The organism is Ruegeria sp. YTSC002 (assembly GCF_059609845.1).
The window spans coordinates 302,466-323,997 of sequence record NZ_JBXWML010000003.1 but is presented as its reverse complement, the minus strand read 5'-3'; the positions used below and the strand labels follow the sequence as shown (position 1 = coordinate 323,997).

Annotated in this window: 29 protein-coding genes; 16 read left to right on the top strand and 13 right to left on the bottom strand. The window is 60.3% G+C overall.

Features of this window, described 5'->3' with window-relative positions:
• Both AC2FFD_RS09215 and speB read left to right on the top strand, forming a co-directional pair.
• Nucleotides 1-237 (top strand): GlsB/YeaQ/YmgE family stress response membrane protein, encoded by a 237-nt coding sequence (locus tag AC2FFD_RS09215; protein ID WP_152457067.1) that lies wholly within the window; start codon nucleotides 1-3, stop codon nucleotides 235-237.
• A 60-nt stretch (nucleotides 238-297) separates the two neighbouring features.
• Nucleotides 298-1,119, top strand: coding sequence for an agmatinase (gene speB, locus AC2FFD_RS09210; RefSeq protein ID WP_496872894.1), 822 nt, complete (start codon nucleotides 298-300; stop codon nucleotides 1,117-1,119).
• Nucleotide 1,120: 1 nt separating this feature from the next.
• Here speB and AC2FFD_RS09205 read toward each other — a convergent pair whose 3' ends face one another.
• The 7 genes from AC2FFD_RS09205 to AC2FFD_RS09175 form a co-directional block, all read right to left on the bottom strand.
• On the bottom strand, nucleotides 1,121-1,723 hold the full coding sequence (locus AC2FFD_RS09205) for a COG3904 family protein (protein WP_496872893.1): 603 nt from the start codon (nucleotides 1,721-1,723) through the stop codon (nucleotides 1,121-1,123).
• Between the two features lie 65 nt (nucleotides 1,724-1,788).
• Nucleotides 1,789-2,412, bottom strand: a complete 624-nt coding sequence (locus tag AC2FFD_RS09200; protein ID WP_171169182.1) for a trimeric intracellular cation channel family protein — start codon at nucleotides 2,410-2,412, stop codon at nucleotides 1,789-1,791.
• Nucleotides 2,409-2,876: a ribonuclease HI gene (gene rnhA, locus AC2FFD_RS09195; protein ID WP_171232686.1), complete on the bottom strand. Its 468-nt coding sequence runs from the start codon at nucleotides 2,874-2,876 to the stop codon at nucleotides 2,409-2,411. Before rnhA ends, AC2FFD_RS09200 begins: the two co-directional genes overlap by 4 nt.
• Nucleotides 2,869-3,456 carry a class I SAM-dependent methyltransferase gene (locus tag AC2FFD_RS09190; protein WP_496872892.1) on the bottom strand — a complete coding sequence of 196 codons (588 nt, stop codon included), beginning with the start codon at nucleotides 3,454-3,456 and terminating at the stop codon, nucleotides 2,869-2,871. Before AC2FFD_RS09190 ends, rnhA begins: the two co-directional genes overlap by 8 nt.
• Nucleotides 3,453-3,905 (bottom strand): DUF3429 domain-containing protein, encoded by a 453-nt coding sequence (locus AC2FFD_RS09185; RefSeq protein ID WP_496872891.1) that lies wholly within the window; start codon nucleotides 3,903-3,905, stop codon nucleotides 3,453-3,455. The genes AC2FFD_RS09190 and AC2FFD_RS09185 overlap by 4 nt, the downstream gene beginning before the upstream one ends.
• A complete protein-coding gene (gene ispH, locus AC2FFD_RS09180) occupies nucleotides 3,902-4,852 on the bottom strand; it encodes a 4-hydroxy-3-methylbut-2-enyl diphosphate reductase (RefSeq protein WP_496872890.1) in 951 nt (316 codons plus the stop codon). Before ispH ends, AC2FFD_RS09185 begins: the two co-directional genes overlap by 4 nt.
• 190 nt (nucleotides 4,853-5,042) lie before the next feature.
• A complete protein-coding gene (locus AC2FFD_RS09175) occupies nucleotides 5,043-5,618 on the bottom strand; it encodes a LabA-like NYN domain-containing protein (RefSeq protein ID WP_117869875.1) in 576 nt (191 codons plus the stop codon).
• 141 nt (nucleotides 5,619-5,759) lie between these two features.
• Here AC2FFD_RS09175 and folK point away from each other — a divergent pair, with 141 nt between their 5' ends.
• From folK to AC2FFD_RS09125, 10 genes are all read left to right on the top strand, one after another.
• The gene (gene folK / locus AC2FFD_RS09170; RefSeq protein WP_496872889.1) at nucleotides 5,760-6,329 is read left to right on the top strand and encodes a 2-amino-4-hydroxy-6-hydroxymethyldihydropteridine diphosphokinase; all 570 of its coding nucleotides are present in this window, start codon (nucleotides 5,760-5,762) and stop codon (nucleotides 6,327-6,329) included.
• A gap of 94 nt (nucleotides 6,330-6,423) precedes the next feature.
• The gene (rpoZ, locus tag AC2FFD_RS09165; protein WP_117869873.1) at nucleotides 6,424-6,777 is read left to right on the top strand and encodes a DNA-directed RNA polymerase subunit omega; all 354 of its coding nucleotides are present in this window, start codon (nucleotides 6,424-6,426) and stop codon (nucleotides 6,775-6,777) included.
• A gap of 26 nt (nucleotides 6,778-6,803) precedes the next feature.
• The gene (locus AC2FFD_RS09160; RefSeq protein ID WP_170344831.1) at nucleotides 6,804-8,936 is read left to right on the top strand and encodes a RelA/SpoT family protein; all 2,133 of its coding nucleotides are present in this window, start codon (nucleotides 6,804-6,806) and stop codon (nucleotides 8,934-8,936) included.
• 16 nt (nucleotides 8,937-8,952) lie between these two features.
• The gene (locus tag AC2FFD_RS09155) at nucleotides 8,953-9,651 is read left to right on the top strand and encodes a DUF2062 domain-containing protein (protein WP_170344832.1); all 699 of its coding nucleotides are present in this window, start codon (nucleotides 8,953-8,955) and stop codon (nucleotides 9,649-9,651) included.
• Entirely contained in the window at nucleotides 9,644-10,390 is a 747-nt protein-coding gene (locus AC2FFD_RS09150; RefSeq protein WP_170344833.1) for a pyridoxine 5'-phosphate synthase, read from the top strand. Before AC2FFD_RS09155 ends, AC2FFD_RS09150 begins: the two co-directional genes overlap by 8 nt.
• The gene (locus AC2FFD_RS09145) at nucleotides 10,387-11,010 is read left to right on the top strand and encodes a LysE family translocator (RefSeq protein ID WP_496872888.1); all 624 of its coding nucleotides are present in this window, start codon (nucleotides 10,387-10,389) and stop codon (nucleotides 11,008-11,010) included. The genes AC2FFD_RS09150 and AC2FFD_RS09145 overlap by 4 nt, the downstream gene beginning before the upstream one ends.
• On the top strand, nucleotides 11,007-11,426 hold the full coding sequence (gene acpS, locus AC2FFD_RS09140; protein WP_496872887.1) for a holo-ACP synthase: 420 nt from the start codon (nucleotides 11,007-11,009) through the stop codon (nucleotides 11,424-11,426). The genes AC2FFD_RS09145 and acpS overlap by 4 nt, the downstream gene beginning before the upstream one ends.
• 60 nt (nucleotides 11,427-11,486) lie before the next feature.
• The gene (gene lepB, locus AC2FFD_RS09135) at nucleotides 11,487-12,326 is read left to right on the top strand and encodes a signal peptidase I (RefSeq protein WP_496872886.1); all 840 of its coding nucleotides are present in this window, start codon (nucleotides 11,487-11,489) and stop codon (nucleotides 12,324-12,326) included.
• Nucleotides 12,323-13,015 carry a ribonuclease III gene (rnc, locus tag AC2FFD_RS09130; RefSeq protein ID WP_171617537.1) on the top strand — a complete coding sequence of 231 codons (693 nt, stop codon included), beginning with the start codon at nucleotides 12,323-12,325 and terminating at the stop codon, nucleotides 13,013-13,015. Before lepB ends, rnc begins: the two co-directional genes overlap by 4 nt.
• 4 nt (nucleotides 13,016-13,019) lie before the next feature.
• Nucleotides 13,020-13,538, top strand: coding sequence for a GNAT family N-acetyltransferase (locus tag AC2FFD_RS09125; RefSeq protein WP_170344838.1), 519 nt, complete (start codon nucleotides 13,020-13,022; stop codon nucleotides 13,536-13,538).
• Nucleotides 13,539-13,540: 2 nt separating this feature from the next.
• Here AC2FFD_RS09125 and AC2FFD_RS09120 read toward each other — a convergent pair whose 3' ends face one another.
• Nucleotides 13,541-14,923 (bottom strand): multicopper oxidase family protein, encoded by a 1,383-nt coding sequence (locus AC2FFD_RS09120; RefSeq protein WP_496872885.1) that lies wholly within the window; start codon nucleotides 14,921-14,923, stop codon nucleotides 13,541-13,543.
• A 159-nt stretch (nucleotides 14,924-15,082) separates the two neighbouring features.
• On the opposite strand from AC2FFD_RS09120, the gene era reads away from it, so the two are divergent.
• The 3 genes from era (at nucleotide 15,083) to AC2FFD_RS09105 (ending at nucleotide 16,754) form a co-directional block, all read left to right on the top strand.
• Entirely contained in the window at nucleotides 15,083-15,991 is a 909-nt protein-coding gene (era, locus tag AC2FFD_RS09115; RefSeq protein ID WP_496872884.1) for a GTPase Era, read from the top strand.
• Nucleotides 15,988-16,317 (top strand): DUF1491 family protein, encoded by a 330-nt coding sequence (locus tag AC2FFD_RS09110; protein WP_425080164.1) that lies wholly within the window; start codon nucleotides 15,988-15,990, stop codon nucleotides 16,315-16,317. Before era ends, AC2FFD_RS09110 begins: the two co-directional genes overlap by 4 nt.
• A 113-nt stretch (nucleotides 16,318-16,430) precedes the next feature.
• Nucleotides 16,431-16,754 (top strand): SemiSWEET transporter, encoded by a 324-nt coding sequence (locus AC2FFD_RS09105; RefSeq protein ID WP_496872883.1) that lies wholly within the window; start codon nucleotides 16,431-16,433, stop codon nucleotides 16,752-16,754.
• Nucleotides 16,755-16,811: 57 nt separating this feature from the next.
• Here AC2FFD_RS09105 and AC2FFD_RS09100 read toward each other — a convergent pair whose 3' ends face one another.
• Both AC2FFD_RS09100 and AC2FFD_RS09095 read right to left on the bottom strand, forming a co-directional pair.
• A complete protein-coding gene (locus AC2FFD_RS09100) occupies nucleotides 16,812-17,201 on the bottom strand; it encodes a VOC family protein (protein WP_496872882.1) in 390 nt (129 codons plus the stop codon).
• 214 nt (nucleotides 17,202-17,415) lie between these two features.
• Nucleotides 17,416-17,667, bottom strand: a complete 252-nt coding sequence (locus tag AC2FFD_RS09095; RefSeq protein WP_170344843.1) for a hypothetical protein — start codon at nucleotides 17,665-17,667, stop codon at nucleotides 17,416-17,418.
• A 195-nt stretch (nucleotides 17,668-17,862) separates the two neighbouring features.
• Between AC2FFD_RS09095 and recO the strand changes: the two genes are divergently transcribed.
• Nucleotides 17,863-18,588 (top strand): DNA repair protein RecO, encoded by a 726-nt coding sequence (recO, locus tag AC2FFD_RS09090; protein WP_257600128.1) that lies wholly within the window; start codon nucleotides 17,863-17,865, stop codon nucleotides 18,586-18,588.
• Here the strand turns inward: recO and AC2FFD_RS09085 are convergent.
• The 3 genes from AC2FFD_RS09085 to AC2FFD_RS09075 form a co-directional block, all read right to left on the bottom strand.
• A complete protein-coding gene (locus AC2FFD_RS09085; protein ID WP_496872881.1) occupies nucleotides 18,572-18,964 on the bottom strand; it encodes an META domain-containing protein in 393 nt (130 codons plus the stop codon). The genes recO and AC2FFD_RS09085 overlap by 17 nt on opposite strands.
• Nucleotides 18,965-19,004: 40 nt before the next feature.
• A complete protein-coding gene (locus AC2FFD_RS09080; protein ID WP_496872880.1) occupies nucleotides 19,005-19,559 on the bottom strand; it encodes a hypothetical protein in 555 nt (184 codons plus the stop codon).
• 251 nt (nucleotides 19,560-19,810) lie between these two features.
• Nucleotides 19,811-21,502, bottom strand: coding sequence for an acyl-CoA dehydrogenase family protein (locus AC2FFD_RS09075; RefSeq protein ID WP_425080160.1), 1,692 nt, complete (start codon nucleotides 21,500-21,502; stop codon nucleotides 19,811-19,813).
• Nucleotides 21,503-21,532 lie beyond the last annotated feature (30 nt).

The window sequence follows — 21,532 nt, the reverse complement described above, 5'->3', positions numbered from 1 at the left end:
ATGCCAATCGTCGCCCTGATCATCATCGGTGCAGCTGCCGGATTTCTGGCCACCCGCCTGATGCGGATCGAGGCCGACATCCCGACGACCATGCTGATCGGTATCGTGGGGGCCCTGATCGGAGGGATGCTGCTGCGGTTTCTTGTAACCGTTATGGGGTGGCTGTCCGGTTTTGTCGGGGCGGTTCTGGGTGCATTGCTGGTGATCTGGATCTGGCAGACCTACCTGCGCCGTTAACCCCTTGACCCGGCGCCATTCCTCCATCCAGATCACATTCAAGTAAAAAGGGGAGTGATGATGCCGTACGAACTGAAGCCGGGTGATGTCGCTTTGATGGGCATTCCTCTGGATCTGCATTCCTCGTTCCTGCAAGGGCCGGCATTCGCCCCTGGACGCATCCGCGAGGCGCTGCATTCCGGCGCGGCCAACCTGACCGCCGAGGATGGCACCGATCTGGGTGCAAGCGCCCAGTTCCGGGATAGCGGCGATCTGGATGTTTTTGAGATGCGCGGGCAGGAACCGATTGACCGGATCGAGGCCGAAGCGGCGAAACGGATCGCAACCGGCGCGCGCCTGTTGTCGCTGGGCGGCGACCATTCCGTGGCCTATCCGCTGATCAAGGCCCATGCAGACCGGTACGAAGGCCTGAACATCCTGCATATCGACAGCCACCCGGATCTGTACGACACGCAGGATATCGGACCGCTCGGCCATGGCTGCCCCTTTGCCCGGGTGATGGAGACCTGTCCGGTCAAGCGTCTGGTGCAGGTCGGCATCCGCACCATGAACGCCCATCAGCGCGAACAGGCCGACAGGTTCGGCGTCGAGGTGATCGACATGCGCAGCTGGAGCCCCGACTTGCAGATTTCATTCGATGGCCCGGTCTACCTGTCACTGGATCTGGATGCGCTGGACCCGGCCTTTGCCCCCGGCGTCTCGCATCATGAACCCGGTGGGCTGAGCACGCGCGAGGTTGTCGACCTGATCCACCGGTTCAAAGGCCAGTTGGTCGGTGCGGATATCGTCGAGCTCAACCCGCATCGCGACCCCCATGGCATGACGGCGATGGTGGCCGCGAAGTTCGTCAAGGAAATCGGCGCGCGCTTGTTGAACGGCTAGTTTACCTTTCGTCGCACTCCGTCGCAGACCCAAGTGCCGGAGCACCTCTGGTGGTCAAACCGAAACGGTTCGCTTCGGTGGCATTCATCCAGTGCATACTGTCGGCCGGGGCAGCGAACAGGGTGTACCAGTAAAACTCCTCATCCACGCCGATATCCTTGAAATAGTCCAGGTATCGATCATGTTCGGGGTCGTCCTCGGGCAAGTCGGTCGCCACCAGACCTGACCCGGCCCAGCTGTGGACACCGACACAGGCCCCCGGTTGCAGCACGCGGCGGTTTCCGGCCAGAAACAGATCGGTACCCCCGCTGGCAACCAGACCGTTCGAGGGCACGACGGTGTCGAACCCGGCCCTGTGCACTTCACGGGCGAAGATGACATTGGCGTCATCGTCAACAGATCCTTCAATGTAGCGCAGAACCAGAGTGCGGGCTTCGGGGTTTTGGGCTTTCACTTCCTCAAAGGCAGACAGCGTCGTCTCGTCAATCGTGCCCGAGGCGATGATCTGGTCGCCCTGCGCAACAAAACTGACGGGGGTGTAATACGCGCCGCATGAGGCGAGCAGGGCCAGGCAGGCTGTGATGGATGCAAGTCTGAATGTCACGTTGGCCTCCGGGCTGTGCTTTCAAAAGGGGTATCAGCACGCCGCTTTGGCGTCCACTGTCGGGCTCAGTTGCGCGGCGGGCGGCTTTTGTAGACCGGCAATTGCCAGCCAAACGTCAACGATCCGGCGCGCAACGCCCAGCACACCAGGGCGCAGAGGCCCAGGGAAAACGCAGGCGCCGCCCCCAACCCGGAAGCCAGCACCGCAGTCAGAGCACCTGTAAAAGCGCAGGACACATAAAGCTCGCCCTGTTTCAGCACCAGAGGCACTTCGTTGCAGACCACGTCACGCATCAGCCCGCCCAGGCATCCGGTGGTCACACCCATCAAAACGACAATGACGCCGGACTGATCCAGCGACAGCGCCGCGCCGGTTCCGGCTGCGACAGCCACCGACAGTGCAAAACTGTCCAGCCAGACCAGCCAGTTATAACGGCTTTCCACCAGATGTGCTGTAAAGAACACCAGGACCGAAGCCGCGACTGCGATCAGGATGTAATCCGGCTGCCCAACCCAGAAGATCGGGTGACGATCCAGCAGAAGGTCGCGCACCGTACCGCCACCGACGGCGGTCAGGCAGGCCATGAAGGCAAATCCTACCAGATCCAGCTGGGCACGGCTGGCCACCAGTGCCCCTGTCAACGCGAAGATCAGAACCGAGGCATAGTCCAGCAGCGTCAGTGCGGTCACGCCTGTGCCTTTTTCGGTTTGAACGGCGCCATTCCGGCCCGTGCCAGCTCATCGGCCTTTTCATTCTCGGGATGGCCTGCGTGCCCTTTGACCCATTCCCATGTCACATCATGCCGTTCCTGCGCTTCATCCAGACGCTGCCACAGATCGACATTCTTGACCGGCTTCTTGTTCGAGGTTTTCCAGCCGTTGCGTTTCCAACCGAAAATCCACCCGGTGACGCCGTTCTTCACATAGGCGCTGTCGGTGACGACGGTAATCTTCGACGGTCGCTCCAGCGCTTCAAGCGCGCTGATGGCGGCCAGCAGTTCCATCCGGTTGTTGGTCGTCTCGGCCTCGCCCCCGTTGAGCTCACGCTCTTTCAGAACCCTGTCCCCGTCCATCGCGCGCAGTAGCACGCCCCAGCCGCCGGGGCCGGGGTTGCCGGAACAGGCACCGTCCGTATAGGCAAACAATTCAGGCATGGGCGAACACCAGAATGTACCCGTCATACGATCCGGCCAGGCCTTTTCCGATGCCGTGGACTGCGCGATCAATCGTGAACCCGGCCTTGTTCAAGGCGTCCTCGATCTCGGCCTCCGTGTAATAGGAATAATAACGATCCAGATCATCCCGGTGTTCACCAGTGCCCAGCTTCATCCCCAGAAACAGCTGTCCACCGGGTTTCAGAGCCCTGTGGATCGCTTGCAGATGGCGCTGGAAATCAGCGCGCGGCGCGTGCAACAGGGAAAAGCTGGCGTAAATCCCGTCATATTCGGCCGTCTCGGTGACGTCATCGAACGTACCCAGATGTGCATCCACACCGTTTTCGCGTGCATGTTCGACAAAGGCTGGCGTGGCATCCAGTGCCCGAACTTTCAGCCCCTGACGCATCAGGAACCCGCTGTCCGACCCCGGTCCGGACCCCAGATCCAGCACATAGCCGCCTGCGCCGACCGCATCGGCGAAAGCCTGACGCGCCTCAAGCTGCTCGGGCGGCAGAGGGATCTTCAGATATTCGGCCACCTTGTTTGTATAGGCGTTGATCGTACGTTCATCGGTCACAGGTACACTCCGACTGCAAGGTTGGCCAATACGACCGCGGTCAGCAGGATGCGCAACCGCATCCACCAGACCGGTGTCAGGCGCCAGTAGGAAAACAGGGCATCCAGCAACAACAAGCCAGCGAAGCCATACATCAGATTGGTGCCCGCATTCACCGGCCCACCCCCTGTCATGGCAAAGGCCCAAAGCGCGGGCAGAACCGACAACAGATAACACAGGGCCGCCTTGCTGCCTGATGTCTTGGTGGCAAAACCCCAGAGAACACCGGACATGAAGCTGAGGATGACCGATCCATAGAACAGTTGCACATAGGGCCCCACGAAACGTGGGCCAAAGGTTTGCACGCCCCAGGCATTCAGGTCGCCGTTCAGATAGGTCAGGACGCCCCAGACAAACGGGATCAGTCCCGCCAGCCCCAGATAGAGCGGCGCTTTCGGCACTCCGTTCACGCCGGTTGCCTCAACACGCGGGGGACTTTGAACTCGACGTTTTCAACAGCGGTCTCGACCGGCTCGACGGTGACATCATAATGCGCGCTGAACGCTTCGATCACCTCGTTTACCAGGACTTCCGGGGCCGACGCGCCTGCGGTGACAGCCACGGTCGAGATACCCTCGAGCGCGCGCCAGTCAATCTCGGTGGCGCGCTGGACCAGCTGCGCGTACTGACACCCCTCGCGCGAGGCAACCTCGACAAGGCGGCGCGAGTTCGATGAGTTCGGAGCGCCCACAACCAGCAAAGCATCCGCCTTGGGGGCCACGGCCTTCACCGCTTCCTGCCGGTTGGTGGTGGCGTAACAGATATCTTCCTTGTGCGGTCCGACAATGGCCGGGAACCGGGCCTGAAGGGCGGCGATGATTTCCTTGGTGTCATCGACCGAAAGGGTGGTTTGGGTGACAAAGGCCAGCTTATCCGGGTCACGCACCTGCACCGTGGCCACGTCGTCCACGGTTTCGACCAGCAGCACATCGCCCTCGGGCAACTGCCCCATGGTGCCCACGGTTTCGGGGTGGCCCTTGTGGCCGATCATGATCATCTGCAACCCCGCTTCCGCGTGGCGCTGCGCCTCGACATGCACCTTCGAGACCAGGGGGCAGGTGGCGTCCACATAGATCATCTCGCGCTGGGCAGCCTCGGCGGGAACGGATTTCGGCACCCCGTGGGCGGAGAAGATCACGGGGCGGTCATCGGGGCATTCCTGCAATTCCTCGACGAAAACGGCCCCTTTGGCGCGAAGGCCATCGACCACGAATTTGTTGTGCACGATCTCGTGGCGCACATAGACCGGTGGGCCCCATTTCTGCAAAGCCATCTCAACGATTTTGATGGCACGGTCCACACCGGCGCAGAACCCGCGTGGGGCGGCAAGGTAAAGTGTCAGTGGCGGCTTTTTCATCAGGCTGTCTCCTTATGGCACAGGTAAGTCTTTTCCCGGCCTTGGTCCAGACAGGACATCGTCATTCCTCTGACACGAATCGTTGCTAATCGGGTGATGTTTAAGCACCTGTACCTTGTTAAAGAAGCGCGGCCAGGACCGATGTCCTGACCGCGCGATTTTTCCCCATCATGACAGGCCTGTCGCCTAGTCAGCTGTTGCTGGCAACAGCGACGCTGCGATGCTCCGTCGGCATTTCACGCGGCGGGCGGCCGATGACATCGCGCAGGTCTTCCAGCTCGATGAAATTGTCGGCCTGGCGGCGCAGTTCGTCCGAGATCATCGGTGGCTGGCTGCGGATGGTCGAAACCACCGATACGCGCACACCCTGCCGTTGCAGGCTTGCGATCAACGGGCGGAAATCCCCATCACCCGAGAACAGCACGATATGATCGACGCGCGGCGCCAGTTCCATGGCATCGACTGTAAGTTCGATATCCATGTTTCCTTTGACTTTCCGACGCCCCATGCTGTCGGTGTATTCCTTGGCCGGTTTCGTGACCATGGTGAAGCCGTTGTAATGCAGCCAGTCAACCAATGGACGGATCGGCGAATACTCGTCGTTTTCCAGCAGCGCTGTATAGTAGAAGGCCCGCAGAAGCTTGCCGCGGCGCATGAATTCCTGCCGCAGAAGTTTGTAGTCAATGTCGAAACCGAGTGCTTTTGCCGCGGCATAAAGATTCGAGCCGTCGATGAACAGCGCTAGCCGTTCGTCTTTATAAAACATAAATGGTCCCTTCCGGTATAATCCAGTGCGTGCCGCGTTACGTGAGTGAGTGAGTGATAAAATGACGCGCGCTGGTAGGCCTATAATTAGAACTTCTGTCGGTTATCGCAAGTATGCAATGTGTCGAATATAGGGTATCACATGAGCAAATCCATGCCAAATGCCGTTGTTGCGCTGGGCGCAAATCTCGATTTGAGAGGAAATGGTCCCGCTGTAACACTTCAGAACGCGCTTGACGCGTTATCGCGTCACGATGTGGTGATTCGTTCTGTCAGTCGTTTTTTTGCTACCCCGTGCTTTCCCGCCGGGGCCGGCCCGGACTATGTGAATGCCGCGGCGCTGATTGCAACCGAGAGGTCTCCTTCGCAGCTGTTGCAGGTGCTGCACGAGGTGGAACAGGAATTCGGGCGCGAACGGGTGCAGCGCTGGGGGATGCGGACGCTGGATCTGGATCTGGTCTGTTTCCAGGATCTGGTCCTGCCGGATCGCGCCACGTTTGATCGCTGGCTGACCCTGCCGACCGACGCGCAAAGGCAAGAGGCACCGGATCAGTTGATCTTGCCGCATCCGCGCCTTCAGGATCGCGCCTTTGTTCTGGTGCCGATGGCCGATATCGTGCCCGACTGGCGTCATCCGGTTCTGGGTCGCACGGTCTGCGAGATGATCCAGACCCTTCCCGCGGCAGAGGTTGCGGCGGTCACGGCGCTGTGATCCGTGCAAATGCAGCATTTCCTGCTTGTCAAGGCGCGGATTCGCGCTTAGATAAACCCCTTCCTGACATGGATTCAGAAACGGAGAGCGCCCAATGGCCCGCGTGACGGTTGAAGATTGCGTAGACAAGGTTCCAAACCGGTTCGAGCTGGTGATGCTCGCCGCCCATCGGGCGCGTGAGATTTCCGCCGGTGCAGCGATTACCGTTGACCGCGACAACGACAAGAACCCTGTCGTGTCTCTGCGTGAGATCGCCGACGAAACCCAAAGCGCGGACGAGCTGCGCGAGCGCCTGATCGAGGCCAACCAGACCCAGATCGAGGTTGATGAGCCCGAAGAAGATCAGATGGCGCTGCTGATGGGTGCCGAAACTGACAAACCCGCCATGGACGACATGTCCGAAGAGAAGCTCCTGCGCGCTCTGATGGAGGCTCAAGGGCAGGGGTAAGCCCTGAAGACGAAGGTGCGGACCGGATGATTTCTGCTGACGATCTGATTGCGCTGGTCCGCAACTACAATCCCAAGACGAATGCCGACCGCATTGCGCTGGCCTACGAATTCGGCCAGCAGATGCACGAAGGGCAGTTTCGCCATTCCGGCGAGCCCTATTTCACCCATCCCGTTGCCGTTGCCGCCATCCTGACCGAACAGCGTCTGGATGATGCGACCATCATCACGGCGCTGCTGCACGACACGATCGAAGACACCAAGGCCAACTATGGCAAGGTGGCTGAACTTTTCGGGGATGAGGTCGCCAAACTGGTCGACGGCGTCACCAAGCTGACCAATCTGCAACTGTCCAGCCGCGAGACCAAGCAGGCCGAGAACTTCCGCAAGCTGTTCATGGCCATGTCCAAGGACCTGCGGGTCATTCTGGTCAAGCTCGCCGACCGTTTGCACAACATGCGGACGATCAAGGCGATGCGTCCCGAAAAACAGATCGTCAAAGCGCGCGAGACGATGGATATCTATGCACCGCTTGCGGGCCGGATGGGCATGCAGTGGATGCGCGAGGAACTGGAAGACCTGGCTTTCCGTGTCCTCAACCCCGAAGGCCGCCAGTCGATCATCCGTCGCTTTATCACTTTGCAACGGGAAACCGGCGACGTGATCCACCGCATCACCGGCGACATGCGGCACGAGCTGGAGAAAGTGGGCATCGAGGCCGAGGTGTTCGGCCGCGCCAAGAAACCCTATTCGATCTGGCGCAAGATGCAGGAAAAGGATCAGGGCTTCTCGCGCCTGTCCGACATCTACGGGTTCCGCATCATCACCCAGACCGAGGAAGACTGCTATCGAACCCTGGGTGCCATCCACCAGCGCTGGCGCGCGGTGCCGGGGCGCTTCAAGGACTATATCAGCCAGCCCAAATCCAACGGCTACCGCTCCATCCATACAACCGTTTCCGGCCGGGACGGTAAACGGGTCGAGGTGCAGATCCGCACCCGCCAGATGCATGACGTGGCCGAAACCGGAGTCGCGGCGCATTGGTCCTATCGCGACGGTGTGCGCACCGAGAACCCATTCGCCGTCGACCCGGCCAAGTGGATTTCCAACCTGACCGAGCAGTTCGACAACGAGGAAGATCACGAAGACTTCCTCGAGGCCGTCAAGCTCGAGATGTACTCGGACCAGGTGTTCTGTTTCACCCCCAAGGGCGACGTGGTGAAACTGCCGCGTGGCGCGACACCGATCGATTTTGCCTATGCCATTCACACCCGGATCGGTCACGCCTGTGTCGGGGCCAAGGTTGACGGTATCCGCGTTCCGCTCTGGACGCGGCTCAAAAATGGCCAGTCCGTGGACATCATCACCGCCGATGGTCAGACGCCACAGGTCACGTGGCTGGAGATTGCAGTCACCGGCAAGGCCCGTACCGCCATTCGCCGCGCCCTGCGCGAGGTGGATCGGGAACGATTCATCAAGCTGGGCAAGGAACTGGCCCGTTCCGGGTTCGAGCACGTGGGCCGCAAGGCGACCGACAAGGCGCTCGATACCGCGGCGAAACACCTGCGCCTGAAAGATCGGCACGAGCTTCTGGCCCGCCTTGGCAGTGCCGAGCTGACTGCGCACGAGGTGGTTCAGGCCGTCTATCCCGAACTTGCCAAGGACGACGGCGACGCCATTCCGCTGCGCCGTGCAGTGATCGGTCTGGAGCCGGGACAGAAGTTCGACCGCGCCCCCTGCTGTCAGCCGCTGCCGGGGGAACGGATCGTTGGCATCACCTATCGGGGCAAGGGCGTGGTTGTACATGCCATCGATTGCGACCGGCTCAGCGAGTTCGAAGGCGAACCTGACCGTTGGGTCGATCTGCACTGGCATTCGGGCACGCACCCGGCCGTCTATGGCGCGACTTTGGATCTGACCATTGGCAACGATGCCGGGGTTCTGGGGCGTATTTGCACATTGATCGGCGAGAAAAAGGCCAATATCTCGAACCTCGAGTTTGTCGATCGCAAACCGGATTTTTACCGCCTTCTGATCAATGTCGAACTGCGCGACCTTGAACAGCTTCACTCACTCATGCTGATGCTGGAGGCGGAAAGCGATGTTGCTGCGGTCGAACGGTATCGGGATCAGGTCAAAACTTCGGTTGCGGCTGGCTGAGAAGGGGTGATCACGGGTGGTATTCAAGCGCCGAGACCGACGCTCTCCAGTCCAGATCGCATCGGATTTCGTCTATCCGCGTGGCGGATGGACCCGCGCCTTCCATTACGTGAAACACCGCGTCCGGCGCTTGCCGGATACCCCTGACCGGATCGCGCGCGGTATAGGGGCGGGCGTCTTCGCGGCCTTTACGCCGTTTTACGGGTTGCATTTTCTTGTCGCCGCCATCGGTGCCCGGCTGATCAAGGGGAACATTCTTGCCGCGCTCAGCGGCACGTTTTTCGGCAACCCGCTCACCTATGTTCCGATCGGAGTGATCTGTCTTCAGACCGGGCATTTCCTGCTGGGCACCGAATACGAAGAAGGCGACACACAGGGGCTTATGGGCAAATTCGCCAGTGCCCTGGGGGATCTCAAGAACAATTTCCTGGCGTTGTTTACGGATCGCGTGGCCGACTGGCACGGGCTGTCGCAGTTCTACGACGACGTCTTCTACCCCTATATGATCGGTGGGATCATTCCGGGCCTCGTTGCGGGGGTGATCTGCTATTACCTCAGCCTGCCGCTGATCCTGACATATCAGCAGCGTCGTCGCGCCAGAATCAAGGCGAAGTTTGATGAAATCAAGCGTTTGGCCGAAGATTCGGCTGCCGTTTCTTCGGCAGAGCCTCTAGGCTCGGGCCAAAGCATGCAAAAGGAATCGAGGGATGTCTGAGAACCATCTGCGTCTGGGTGTGAACATCGATCACGTGGCCACGGTGCGCAATGCGCGGGGCGGGGACTATCCGGATCCGCTGCGCGCTGCCAAACTGGCGGAAGAAGCGGGCGCGGATGGCATCACCGCGCATCTGCGCGAAGATCGACGCCATATCTCGGACGCCGATATCGACGGGCTGATGGAGGTTCTGTCGGTGCCGCTGAACTTTGAGATGGCCGCGACGCCCGAGATGCAGCAGATCGCCTTGCGCCACAAACCGCATGCGGTCTGCATCGTTCCCGAAAAGCGCGAGGAGCGCACCACCGAGGGCGGTCTTGAAGTCGCGCGCGAGGAAAACAAGCTGGCGCATTTCATCGCCCCTCTGCGCGATGTCGGCTGTCGCGTTTCGATCTTCATCGCCGCCGATCAGCGTCAGATCGAGGCCGCGCATCGCATCGGTGCCGAAGTGATCGAGCTGCACACCGGCGCCTATTGCGACGCCCATGCCGAAGGCCGCATGGAAGATGCCGAACGCGAGCTTGAATCGCTGCGCCAGATGTCCTCTTTCGCCCATTCGCTGGGGCTTGAGGTTCATGCGGGTCATGGCCTGACCTATGACACCGTAAAACCGGTTGCCGCCTTCCCTGAGGTCAAGGAACTGAATATCGGTCATTTCCTGATTGGCGAGGCGATCTTTCTGGGCCTGACCCCGGCCATTCAGGAAATGCGTCGCCTGATGGACGAGGCGCGGGCGTGATCACCCCCGGCTTTGTCGCCATCTGGCTGGCCTGGCTGATGGCCGGAGGCTCTCCGGGCCCCGCCACGATGGGCATTGCGGGAACCGCCATGAACGAAGGCCGCACCGCTGGGCTGGTCTTTGCACTGGGCATCTGTGCCGGGTCCGCCGCCTGGGGCATTGCCGCAGCACTTGGCCTGTCGGCGATCATGCTGGCCAATGTCTGGGTGTTCGAGGTGATCCGCTATGTCGGTGTGGCCTATCTGGGTTGGCTGGCGCTGAAGGCCTTGCGCCGTGCGATGACCGCGGACGAGGTCGCTTTGGGCAAACCGGTCACAGGCGCGCTGCCGACGATCTTCGCCAAAGGCGCGGCCATTCACCTGACCAACCCCAAGGCGATCCTCAGCTGGGGCTCGATCTATGCCATCGTCGCGCCCAATGATGCCAGCCTGTCGATGCTGCTGGGCTATTTCGCCATGCTCTATACCGGATCGCTGCTGATCTTCATCGGCTATGCCTTCCTGTTTTCATCCGAACGCATGGTCCGAACCTACCGTCGCGCCCGCCGCTGGTTCGATTTCGCCTTCGCCGGGTTCTTTGGTGTGGCGAGTTACAAGATCCTGACGGTGCGGTTGTCATGATCCTTGGCATCGGCACGGACCTCGCAAATATTGACCGCATTCAGGGCACGCTCGACCGGTTCGGCGACCGGTTCCGCAGCCGTGTCTTCACCGAGACCGAACAGCGCAAAGCCGAACGCCGCGCCGACACCGCGGGTACGTATGCCAAGCGCTGGGCCGCGAAAGAGGCCTGTTCCAAGGCGTTGGGCACCGGTCTGCGCATGGGCATCGCGTGGAAGGACATGGCCGTCACCAATCTGCGCACCGGCCAGCCCGTGATGCATGTGACAGGCTGGGCCGCCGAACGCCTGAATGAAATGACCCCCGAAGGGCACGAGGCGATCATCCATGTCACCCTGACCGATGACCATCCTTGGGCGCAGGCTTTCGTGGTGATCGAAGCGCGTCCGCTTCAAGATCACACCACGCAGCCTTGACTTGCCCCCATCGCCCCCGCATGTAGCAGCGAAGCCAAGCAAAGAACTGGAGAGAGCAGTATGGCCGAGGAAGCCAAGACCGGAAATCCCGTCTGGGAGACGATCAAGACCATCGTCTATGCGCTGCTGATTGCCGGCGTGTTCCGTACCCTCTTCTTTCAGCCGTTCTGGATCCCCTCGGGCTCGATGAAGCAGACGCTGCTGATCGGTGATTTCCTCTTCGTCAACAAGATGGCTTATGGCTATTCCTACGCATCCTGCCCCAGCCTGATCATCCCCAGCGTCGGCCTGAACATGGATGCCGAAGATATCTGTGGCTGGATGCAGGGCGAAGACAATACCCGTATCTGGGGCGGTGATCCGGAACGTGGCGATGTCATCGTCTTTCGCCATCCGGTCACCGGGCGTGATTATATCAAACGCCTGATTGGCTTGCCGGGCGACCGGATCCAGGTCCGCAATGGCCAGATCATCCTCAATGGCACTCCGGTTCCTCAGCAGCTCGATGGCGTGTTCACCGAAGTCGCGGAACCGCAAGGCCCACAGCGCCTACGCCCGCGCTGTGAAAACGGCCCTGTCGGTATTGGCGGCACCTGTGAAAAATCGCGCCTGATCGAAACCCTGCCCAATGGCGTGTCCTACGACGTGCTGAACATCGGCAACCAGGCATCGGACAATACCGGCATCTACACCGTGCCCGAGGGCCATTATTTCTTCATGGGGGACAACCGTGACAATTCCAGCGACAGCCGTCTGCCGCAATCTGCCGGCGGTGTCGGATACGTGCCTTACGAAAACCTGATCGGTCGCGCCGACCGGATCATGTTCTCGTCCGCGGGCCGTTCGATGCTGTTCTTCTGGACATGGCGCGGTAATCGGTTCTTCAAGGCGGTCAATTGAAGCTTTCGTCTGAGATAAAGGCGTTCCAGCGGCGATTGGGGTATGAGTTCAAAAACCCCGAACTGCTGGTGCGCGCGCTGACCCATGGCTCGGTGTCTTCGTCCACCCGACCCGACAACCAGCGGCTGGAGTTTCTGGGTGACCGCGTTCTGGGCCTGGTCATGGCCACCGCGTTGCTTGAAGCTGACAAAAAAGCCTCCGAAGGCCAGTTGGCCCCCCGGTTCAACGCATTGGTCCGCAAAGAGGCCTGTGCAGATGTGGCCCGCCAGATCGATCTGGGCGCGGTGTTGAAACTCGGCCGGTCCGAGATGCTGTCTGGTGGCCGTCGCAAGCAAGCGCTGCTGGGCGATGCGATGGAGGCCGTGATCGCCGCCATCTATCGGGATGCGGGGTTCGAGGCTGCCCGCGATGTCATCCTGGCGCTTTGGGGGGACCGCATCCACAAGGTCGAGGCAGATGCGCGTGACGCCAAGACCTCGTTGCAGGAATGGGCGCAGGCGCGTGGGCAAAAGCCGCCCTCATACGTCGAAATCAAACGCAGCGGCCCGGACCACGCCCCGATCTTCACCATCGCCGCCCGCCTTCAGGACGGCACCGAGGCACAGGCCACCGCAGGATCCAAACGTCAGGCCGAACAGGCCGCGGCGAAAGCTTTGCTGGAGCGGTTGAGTCCGGCCAGCTCGTCCTAGGGGCATGAAGCTCAGACCAGCCCGGAAATCGGACGCGGCCAGCCTGGCCGCGTTGTCGATCGAAGTCTGGATCGGCACCTACCTGCGCCATGGCGTAAGTTCTTTCTTCGCCGAGTTTGCATTGTCCGAGTTCACAACCGCACGGTTCGAAGCGCTGCTTGAGGAAGAGAGTGATCTTCTGGTGGTGTCTGAAAACCGCGATGGAATCGATGGCTACATTCGGTTGGCAGAGGGCCGTCCCGCCCCCATCGACGGGCTTTCCGATCTTGAGATCGTGACCTTTTACGTGCAGCCGCGCCACCACGGAAAGGGCATCGGGTCAGCGTTGTTGCAGGTGGCCATTGACCATTGCCGGAACAAAGGCCGCCCCGAAATCTGGCTGACGACCAATTCCCAGAACGCTCCGGCCATTGATTTCTACCTGTCCAAAGGCTTCCGTCAGGTCGGCGTCACGGATTTCCGTATCGCGGACCAAGCCTATCCGAACCACGTTCTGGCGTTGAACATGTCACCACCGGGCTAGGGTCAGATTACCCGGATGAACCCGGCCAGTCCGGTTTTCTGGTGTTCGATCACGTGGCAATGAAACGCCCAGTCGCCGGGATTGTCCGCGACCAGCGCGATGTCTACGGTCTCGTCTTTTAGCAATAGCATCGTATCGGACAGCAACGGTGGCAGTTTGCGCAGGTTCGAGGTCAGCGGAACAAAGGCCAGCCCGTGCAGATGGATCGGGTGCAGGTTGGGCGATTCATTGCGCAGTCGCAGAACATAGCTCTTGCCCCGTTGCAGCACGGCCAGTGGCCCGGTTCCCTGCGCCGCATCGCCCGGCCAGGGCGTTCGGTTGATCGACCAGAAACTATAGCCCAAAGACCCGCAGAACCCGTCATTCGGGGCGCCGCCTTCCGGGGTCCAGCCGAACACGAACTCATGCAACTCGGCCTGACCCAGATCAGGGCGCGCGACAGGGTTCGGGCGCAATGGGCGCAGCTCTCGCAGATCACGCGCAATGGACTGTCCCGTGGCCCTCAACCGGACCATGGCGCGGTGTTTCTGCCCGGGAAACTTTGCCATCAGCTGGGCTGACTGCCCCTCGTCGTCCGGCATCCGAACCGCCAGGTCCACCCTTTGACCCGGGGCCAGCAAGAGCGGCTGGGCTGCTGTGGGCCGTGTCACGTCTGTTTCTACCGGATGTCCGTCCCATGCGATGATCCGGGTCTCGGCCCCTTCGGGATGCAACCTGTAGATACGGGTCGTGTCCGTGTTGACCACCCGTACGCGCACCAGGCTGCCTGCGGCGTGGTCATATACTGCCTCGCTCTGCCAATTGGCGGTCTGCACGTTGCCGAACGTGCCGGTCCGCGCCGCGCCGCGGGCGGTATAAGCGGGCAGAAACGCGCCATCTTCGTCCAGCCGGAAATCCCGCAGATTGATCACCTGCTCGCTGTCGAACCCTAGGTCTTCCGGTTCGGCAACCACCATCACACCGGTCAGCCCTCGGGCCATCTGGTCCATCGTCATGCAATGAGGGTGATACCAATACGTGCCCGCATCCGGCGGTGTGAATTCATAGGTAAAGCTTTCGTTTTCGCCGATGGGCATCTGGGTCAGGTAGGGTACCCCGTCCATCTCGTTGCGGATGCGCAGACCGTGCCAATGCATCGCAGTATAGTCGGGCAGGGTATTGCGCACCGTCAGACGCAGTACCTCGCCCTGACGGCCGTAAAGAACCGGTGGCGGCGCATCCGGTGACAGGCTGACCATCCCCATGGTCGGCTGATCGCGCAACCGATAGCTGGCAGGTTGCAACACCAGCTCCTGCGCAGCATCGCTGGCCGTCAGAGGCAACGCTCCCAATCCCAAAACACTTGCAGCGGCGCTGCTTCCAAGAAGAAACTCGCGACGTTTCATGAAAACCTCACTGAACGGATTTGATGCCGGGCTGGGATTGGCTGGGCGTCTGCGTTCATCTGACATCGAAACCGCATGGCCGCAATGCGACAAATCCCTCTGGCCCGTCGTTGCTTTCTGCTATAGGGGTGCGCACTTGCAAACAGGATCGCCAGACTCATGACCACACGCGCCGGATTTATCGCCCTGATCGGAGAGCCCAATGCGGGCAAGTCAACCCTGCTGAACCGCATGGTCGGGGCCAAGGTTTCCATCGTGACGCATAAGGTGCAGACCACCCGCGCGCGTATCCGTGGCGTGGCGATGGAAGGCGACGCGCAGCTGGTCTTCGTCGACACGCCCGGCCTGTTCAAACCCCGCCGCCGCCTGGATCGCGCCATGGTCGCTGCTGCATGGGGCGGGGCCGCAGATGCGGACATCGTTGTCCTGATGGTGGAAGCGCATCGCGGTATCACCGAAGGGGTCGAGCGCATCCTCGAAGGTCTGGAAGAAATCGGACAGGGCCGCACCATCGCGTTGGCGATCAACAAGATCGACAAGGTGCCGTCCGAAAAGCTGCTGGCGCTGACCAGTGACCTGAACGCACGTTACCCGTTTGCCGAAACCTTCATGATCTCTGCTGAAAAGGGCCACGGTGTCGAAGACCTGCGCAAGTGGCTGGCCTCTGAACTGCCTGAAGGCCCCTGGCTCTATCCCGAAGACCAGATCGCCGACCTGCCCCTGCGCATGATCGCCGCGGAAATGACCCGCGAGAAGCTCACCCTGCGCCTGCATCAGGAATTGCCCTATCAGTTGACCGTCGAGACCGAGAACTGGGAAGAACGCAAAGACGGCTCTGCCAAGATCGATCAGGTCATCTATGTCATGCGTGACGGCCACAAAGGCATCGTGTTGGGCAAGAAGGGTGAGACCATCAAGGCCGTCAGCCAGGCTGCGCGGGCAGAACTGGAAGAATTCCTCGACCGCAAAATTCACCTGTTCCTGCAAGTGAAGGTCCGGCCCAATTGGCTGGAAGAATCCGAGCGGTATTCGGAAATGGGTCTGGATTTCAAAGACGGAAACGCATGACCCGCCTGACCGCCGAATTCTGGGTCCACGCCTATCTGGCGCGGCTGCGATTCCAGGATATCCCGGCCTATGTGGTGGCCCATGGCGATGACACGGCAGGCGCAGTTCTGGTCAAGCTGAACACGCTGGACGGGCAGGCCGTTGCGTTCCAACGCAGCTTTGATCTGATGAGTGGTGAACGAAAATGGGTCGAACTCTCGTCTGGCCCCGAGGTCGACGTGGACCAGGCCATCCAGCGCCAACGCAGCTTTGACCCCGACCTCTGGGTGATCGAGGTCGAAGACCGGCAGGGGCGGCACCTGCTGGGCGAAGAGGGGCTGGAGTGACCACGGTACTGAAGGGTCTTTGACGCCGAGATCAAAGCGACTATTTTGGTGCTGCAAATGGCCTGTCAGCACTGACGTGTCCTACGGACCGAGCGCAACCAAGAGGTGCTTTCGTGACTGAAACGCTTGCAGAGAAACTGGAAAAATCGGAACTCGGCCACTGGATGCAGCGGTTCGAGGGCTTCATGGTCTTTGTCGGCGTTGTCGGCCCTTTTGCCACGCTTCCACAACTGATCAAGCTCTACTTTACCCATTCCGAACACGCGACCGGTCAGTCGCTTCTGTCCTGGTCGCTTTATGCCGGGCTGTCCTTCCTGTGGTTTGCCTATGGTGTGGTGGTGGGCAAGCTGCCCATTTATGTGGGCAACGGACTCTCGATGGTGCTGAACTTATTGATGGTCATCGGCATCCTAATTCACGCAGGTGTGACGTTCTGAACCTCCTGTTGCCTTGGGTTTTTCTCACTACCAAGCTTGCAGTGGTTTTCAGCGCCATCAACCTGCGTCGCCAAAATAGACAAAGCTCATCTTGTTCCCATCCGGGTCGCGTGCGTAGGCACCAAAAAAGCTTGGGCCATATTGGGGCCGGTCGCCCGGATCACCTTCGTTTGTTCCACCATTTGCAAGCGCGGTTGCATGCGCATCGCGAACTTCCGCTTCGCTTTGGCACAGCAGGCCAACCATGTTCCCGTTTCCGATCGTCGCGTCTTTTTTGTCGAATGGTGTCGCGACCCATATGCATCCGCCGCCACGCAGCTCATAGCAGACAGCATGCGGCATATACTCGGCGATGACCTTTCCGCCGATCCGGGGCACAACCGCGTCGTAATAGCCGCGTGCCTTGGCAACGTCGTTGGAACCGATCATGACATAATTAAGAGACATTTTTGGAATCCCACTTTAAGAACATAAGCAGAACATTAATACCTGAACTGGTTTCAAGCAACGCGTTTTTCGGAATAGTTTTGGCGACCCCCGACCTACCCGAACAGGGCAACTGATGGGGTTTCCATCGGTCTGTGGGTCAGCTGACGCGTTCTACCGGGCCTTTGGAATGAAAGGCTGATAGTCTTCCCCACGGTCTTCGCACGGCTTTCGATCACGCGCCACGTCCGCCGTTCCATCCGTCTTCGTACTCGCCCAACACCCTGGACAGGTGCAGCAGAGACGCAAAAAAGCGGGCGTAGACATCCCGCGACAACATCGGCTTGTTGTCATCCAGCACCTGCACAAGTTCAACGACGGCCGAAGCGAACGTCTCATAGACCTGCATGTCCGCGGCTGTCGGATCCGGCGTCCAGATTTCGTGTTCGTCGTAATACGCGGCAGGTTGCGGTTCGTCATCGATCATGGTGCGGCCCCTTCTGTTTGAAGCGCAGGTGGGGGTTGCGAGAACGCGCACAAGACGGGTGGCACGAAGTCACAAAACTATGGCGCTTTCGGAAAAAGAACTCTCGTTGAAAGGGGGAAAAGAAGTTCCGCTCTTGCGCGCTGACGTCGCTTGGGATTTTCTGCGATCCAACCCAACCAACAGCAGGGCCGAGTTTTGGACTGGCGCGATCACGGAATACTCCTGACTTTACGCCGCCATGGTGAAACAGCGGCGATCATCGAAGTCTTTACCGAAGGCCATGGGCGTCATGCCGGTGTGGTGCGCGGTGGGACCAGCCGCAAGATCGCGCCGATCCTGCAACCCGGCGCGCAACTGGACGTGCTGTGGCGCGCGCGACTGGAAGAACATATCGGAACCTTTCAGGTCGAACCCCTGCGCTCCCGCGCGGCCGCCGCGTTTTCAGGGCGGCTGGCACTGTCCGGGCTGAACGCCGTCGTATCTCTGCTGTCCTTCTGCCTGCCCGAACGGGAACCACACGCCTCGCTCTATACGCGGACGGAGCAGTTGATGGACCTGCTGGGGCAGGACGAGGTCTGGCCTCTGGCTTATCTGCGATGGGAACTCGCGCTGCTTGACGAGCTTGGCTTTGGCCTTGATCTGACAGCCTGCGCCGTGACCGGTGTGACCGAAGGATTGATCTATGTATCGCCCAAAACAGGCCGTTCCGTCAGTGCGAAGGGCGCCGGGGATTGGGCGGACAAGCTGTTGCCCCTTCCGCCCTGTCTGCGCGGGGAAGGCACTGCGCCCGATGCCGAGATCGCAGAGGCCCTGCGCACGACCGGGTATTTCCTGGAGCACCGCGTCGCGCCGTCTTTGGGGCATAATCCGCTGCCCGAAGCGCGGGCCCGGTTCGTGGATCAGGTCACTCGGCGGCTGTGAACACCATCTCGTGCCCGTCCTCATTGCGCAGGATCAGCACATTGCCTGACACTTCGGATTGGGTCATGGCCATGAGGGCGGCAAAGTAGACGCCTTCCGCTTCGAGCCCCGCGCAGGCGGCGCGCGTCGCGTTGAGGTTCTGAACCTCAAACCACGGGTAGGGCGCGTTGAGTGTTCCGTCATAGCTGTTGCACGGAGCGTTCCCGGCAATCCTGCCTTCTTCGGGAAACCGCAGCAGAGCGCTCGCCTCATAGGGCTGACCATCTATTTCCTGCAAAACCCAGGTCTGGTCCGCCGCACCATAGGCGGCAACGGTTTCGTCCATGTCGCATTGGAACAATGCCATCAAGGGCAGGGTCAGGATCAGGCGAGTCATAGCTGGGTCTTAGCGCATAGGGGATGTCGTTGGAACCGGATCAGTAGGGAAGAGACCCGTTCAGCAGTTGCGCACGCACTTCCTGCCTGGGTTTCCAGTTATAGCGCGTATCTTCACGCACCGGCGCCCAGAACAATGCGCCACTGTTGCGCCAGGGATCAAGGATGATGCCGTCATACATCGAATCCCCCTTGGCGCTGATAGACGCCGAATGGTGGATAATTCGAAAGGATGTCGGCGGCGACGTGGCCCAGTGCAGATCCAGTGTTCGGAAGTTCTCCTGCCGCAGCCGCCTGGTCATGGCTTCGGCCCAGTCATTGCACAACCCCTTTTCGCGGAACCCGTTGATAACCTTGGCGTTGTGGATGATGGCCGGGTCGGTGACGTTCCAATCCCGCGCCAATTGCTGCGAATAGGAATAGGCGATTGTGGCCGCCCTCTGTGCCTCGACCGGATCGACATCCGGCCCGAGCATTCGGATCGACTGGGCAAGCGCTTCGACATCGCTCTGATCGGCCGTTGGCGTAGGGGTGGTGCAGCCCGCAAGAACGAGCACCGCCAGAGTGGCGCAAAGTGCAAAGATGGATCGGGTCATGCGGTGTACCAGGTGCTGATCGGGTTTGGGTCGGGTCAAACTGATGCTCTAGCGGCGAATGGGTCGGGATCAAAGGGGGAAGTTTGGATTGGTGCGGACACAGCTGGTCGTTGTTCAGCCGGTCAGAGATGCGGAAATGGTTCGTACAAAACGGAAGGTCCGCAGGTAGGTGGTGTACAAAACCTCAAAAATCAAGAAAAAGACCCGGCGCAATGGCCGGGTCAGTTGGGGAAACGGGGCGCCGGTTCCGGTCACCCGAGCAGACGTCGTGCGATGACCTGTGCCTGAATCTCGGCCGCCCCTTCGAAAATGTTGAGAATGCGCGCGTCACACAGAACGCGGCTGATCTTGTATTCCAGCGCAAAACCGTTTCCGCCGTGGATTTGCAGCCCGTTATCGGCGGCTGCCCAGGCCACACGGGCGCCCAGCAGCTTGGCCATGCCTGCCTCAAGATCACAGCGCTGGCCGTGGTCTTTCTCCCACGCGCTGAAATAGGTCAGCTGGCGTGCGATCATGATCTCGACAGCCATCATTGCCAGTTTGCCGGACACACGCGGGAAGTTGATCAGAGATTTGCCGAATTGCTTGCGGTCGATGGCATATTGCATGGCGATATCCAGCGCGCTTTGCGCCACGCCGATGGCGCGCGCAGCAGTCTGGATGCGGGCGCTTTCAAAGGTTTCCATCAGCTGTTTGAAGCCCTTGCCTTCTTCACCCCCCAGCAGGTTTTCACCCTTGACGTGGAAGCCGTCAAAGCCCAGCTCGTATTCCTTCATGCCGCGGTATCCCAGAACCTCGATCTCACCACCGGTCATGCCGGGTGTGGGGAAGGGGTTCTCGTCCGTGCCCGGTGTCTTTTCGGCCAGGAACATGGACAGGCCGCGGTGATCGGTGCTGTCGGGATCGGTCCGCGCCAGCAAAGTCATGACATGGGTGCGCGCGGCGTGGGTGATCCAGGTCTTGTTGCCGGTGATCCGGTAATCACCGTTCTCGTCCTTCACGGCACGGGTGCGCAGGCTGCCAAGATCCGAGCCGGTATTGGGTTCAGTAAAGACAGCGGTCGGCAGAATTTCGGCGCTGGCCAGTTTCGGCAGCCAGTTGGCCTTTTGCTCTTCCGTGCCGCCGGCGATGATCAATTCGGCTGCGATTTCCGAACGGGTGCCCAGCGAGCCGACGCCGATATAGCCACGAGACAGTTCTTCGGACACAACGCACATCGAGGCTTTGGACAGGCCGAAACCGCCAAACTCCTCCGGGATGGTCAGCCCGAAAACGCCCATTTCCGCCAACTCTTCGATGATTTCCAGCGGGATCAGCTCATCCTTGAGGTGCCATTCATGGGCATACGGTTCGACCTTTTCCTGCGCATAGCGGCGGAACTGGTCGCGGATCATCTCAAGTTCTTCGTCCAGGCCCGACGCGCCGAACATGGTGGCGCCGGCCTGATCCTGCATCAGCTCGACCAAACGGCTGCGTGCGGCTTGTGAATTTGCCTGCGCCATCAAGGTCTGTACTTCGGTCGACTGAAAGCCCGACAGCGCATCCCAGCCGAGGCCCATATCCTGAAGGCGCACGACCTCGCCCTGGTTCATCGGGATGCCACCTGCGACCTGATGCAGGTACTCGCCAAAGGCTATCTGGTGAAGCAACTGCTCGACTTCGCCGAATTTGCCTTCGGCCTGAAGTGTTTCGGCCCAGCGCTGCATCTGTTGCAGCGACTGATTATATGTGGCCAGCCATGCCAGACCATGTGCGGCGGTCTGGTTGGCCTCGATCAGAGCTCCAGAGATACGGCCATCCGCCGAGACCATGCCGCGCACGGATTCACGGGCTTTTTCAAAAACGGCTTCTACCGCGGGTAGGGCAGCCCGGGTCATGTTCAGAAGATCGGGCAAAACTGAAGCAGTTGTCATCTCGGTCATATCCTGTCCGTCGTGGGCCATGAATCGCGTCCTTTCCTCGGTCGTCTGGTC

Excerpts from the sequence above, each read along its gene's own strand:
- AC2FFD_RS09215 (WP_152457067.1), top strand. The coding sequence starts at position 1 with ATGCCAATCGTCGCCCTGATCATCATCGGTGCAGCTGCCGGATTTCTG.
- speB (WP_496872894.1), top strand. The coding sequence starts at position 298 with ATGCCGTACGAACTGAAGCCGGGTGATGTCGCTTTGATGGGCATTCCT.
- rnhA (WP_171232686.1), bottom strand. The coding sequence starts at position 2,876 with ATGCCTGAATTGTTTGCCTATACGGACGGTGCCTGTTCCGGCAACCCC.
- ispH (WP_496872890.1), bottom strand. The coding sequence starts at position 4,852 with ATGAAAAAGCCGCCACTGACACTTTACCTTGCCGCCCCACGCGGGTTC.
- AC2FFD_RS09175 (WP_117869875.1), bottom strand. The coding sequence starts at position 5,618 with ATGTTTTATAAAGACGAACGGCTAGCGCTGTTCATCGACGGCTCGAAT.
- folK (WP_496872889.1), top strand. The coding sequence starts at position 5,760 with ATGAGCAAATCCATGCCAAATGCCGTTGTTGCGCTGGGCGCAAATCTC.
- rpoZ (WP_117869873.1), top strand. The coding sequence starts at position 6,424 with ATGGCCCGCGTGACGGTTGAAGATTGCGTAGACAAGGTTCCAAACCGG.
- AC2FFD_RS09160 (WP_170344831.1), top strand. The coding sequence starts at position 6,804 with ATGATTTCTGCTGACGATCTGATTGCGCTGGTCCGCAACTACAATCCC.
- AC2FFD_RS09150 (WP_170344833.1), top strand. The coding sequence starts at position 9,644 with ATGTCTGAGAACCATCTGCGTCTGGGTGTGAACATCGATCACGTGGCC.
- acpS (WP_496872887.1), top strand. The coding sequence starts at position 11,007 with ATGATCCTTGGCATCGGCACGGACCTCGCAAATATTGACCGCATTCAG.
- lepB (WP_496872886.1), top strand. The coding sequence starts at position 11,487 with ATGGCCGAGGAAGCCAAGACCGGAAATCCCGTCTGGGAGACGATCAAG.
- AC2FFD_RS09125 (WP_170344838.1), top strand. The coding sequence starts at position 13,020 with ATGAAGCTCAGACCAGCCCGGAAATCGGACGCGGCCAGCCTGGCCGCG.
- AC2FFD_RS09120 (WP_496872885.1), bottom strand. The coding sequence starts at position 14,923 with ATGAAACGTCGCGAGTTTCTTCTTGGAAGCAGCGCCGCTGCAAGTGTT.
- era (WP_496872884.1), top strand. The coding sequence starts at position 15,083 with ATGACCACACGCGCCGGATTTATCGCCCTGATCGGAGAGCCCAATGCG.
- AC2FFD_RS09110 (WP_425080164.1), top strand. The coding sequence starts at position 15,988 with ATGACCCGCCTGACCGCCGAATTCTGGGTCCACGCCTATCTGGCGCGG.
- AC2FFD_RS09100 (WP_496872882.1), bottom strand. The coding sequence starts at position 17,201 with ATGTCTCTTAATTATGTCATGATCGGTTCCAACGACGTTGCCAAGGCA.
- AC2FFD_RS09095 (WP_170344843.1), bottom strand. The coding sequence starts at position 17,667 with ATGATCGATGACGAACCGCAACCTGCCGCGTATTACGACGAACACGAA.
- AC2FFD_RS09085 (WP_496872881.1), bottom strand. The coding sequence starts at position 18,964 with ATGACTCGCCTGATCCTGACCCTGCCCTTGATGGCATTGTTCCAATGC.
- AC2FFD_RS09080 (WP_496872880.1), bottom strand. The coding sequence starts at position 19,559 with ATGACCCGATCCATCTTTGCACTTTGCGCCACTCTGGCGGTGCTCGTT.
- AC2FFD_RS09075 (WP_425080160.1), bottom strand. The coding sequence starts at position 21,502 with ATGGCCCACGACGGACAGGATATGACCGAGATGACAACTGCTTCAGTT.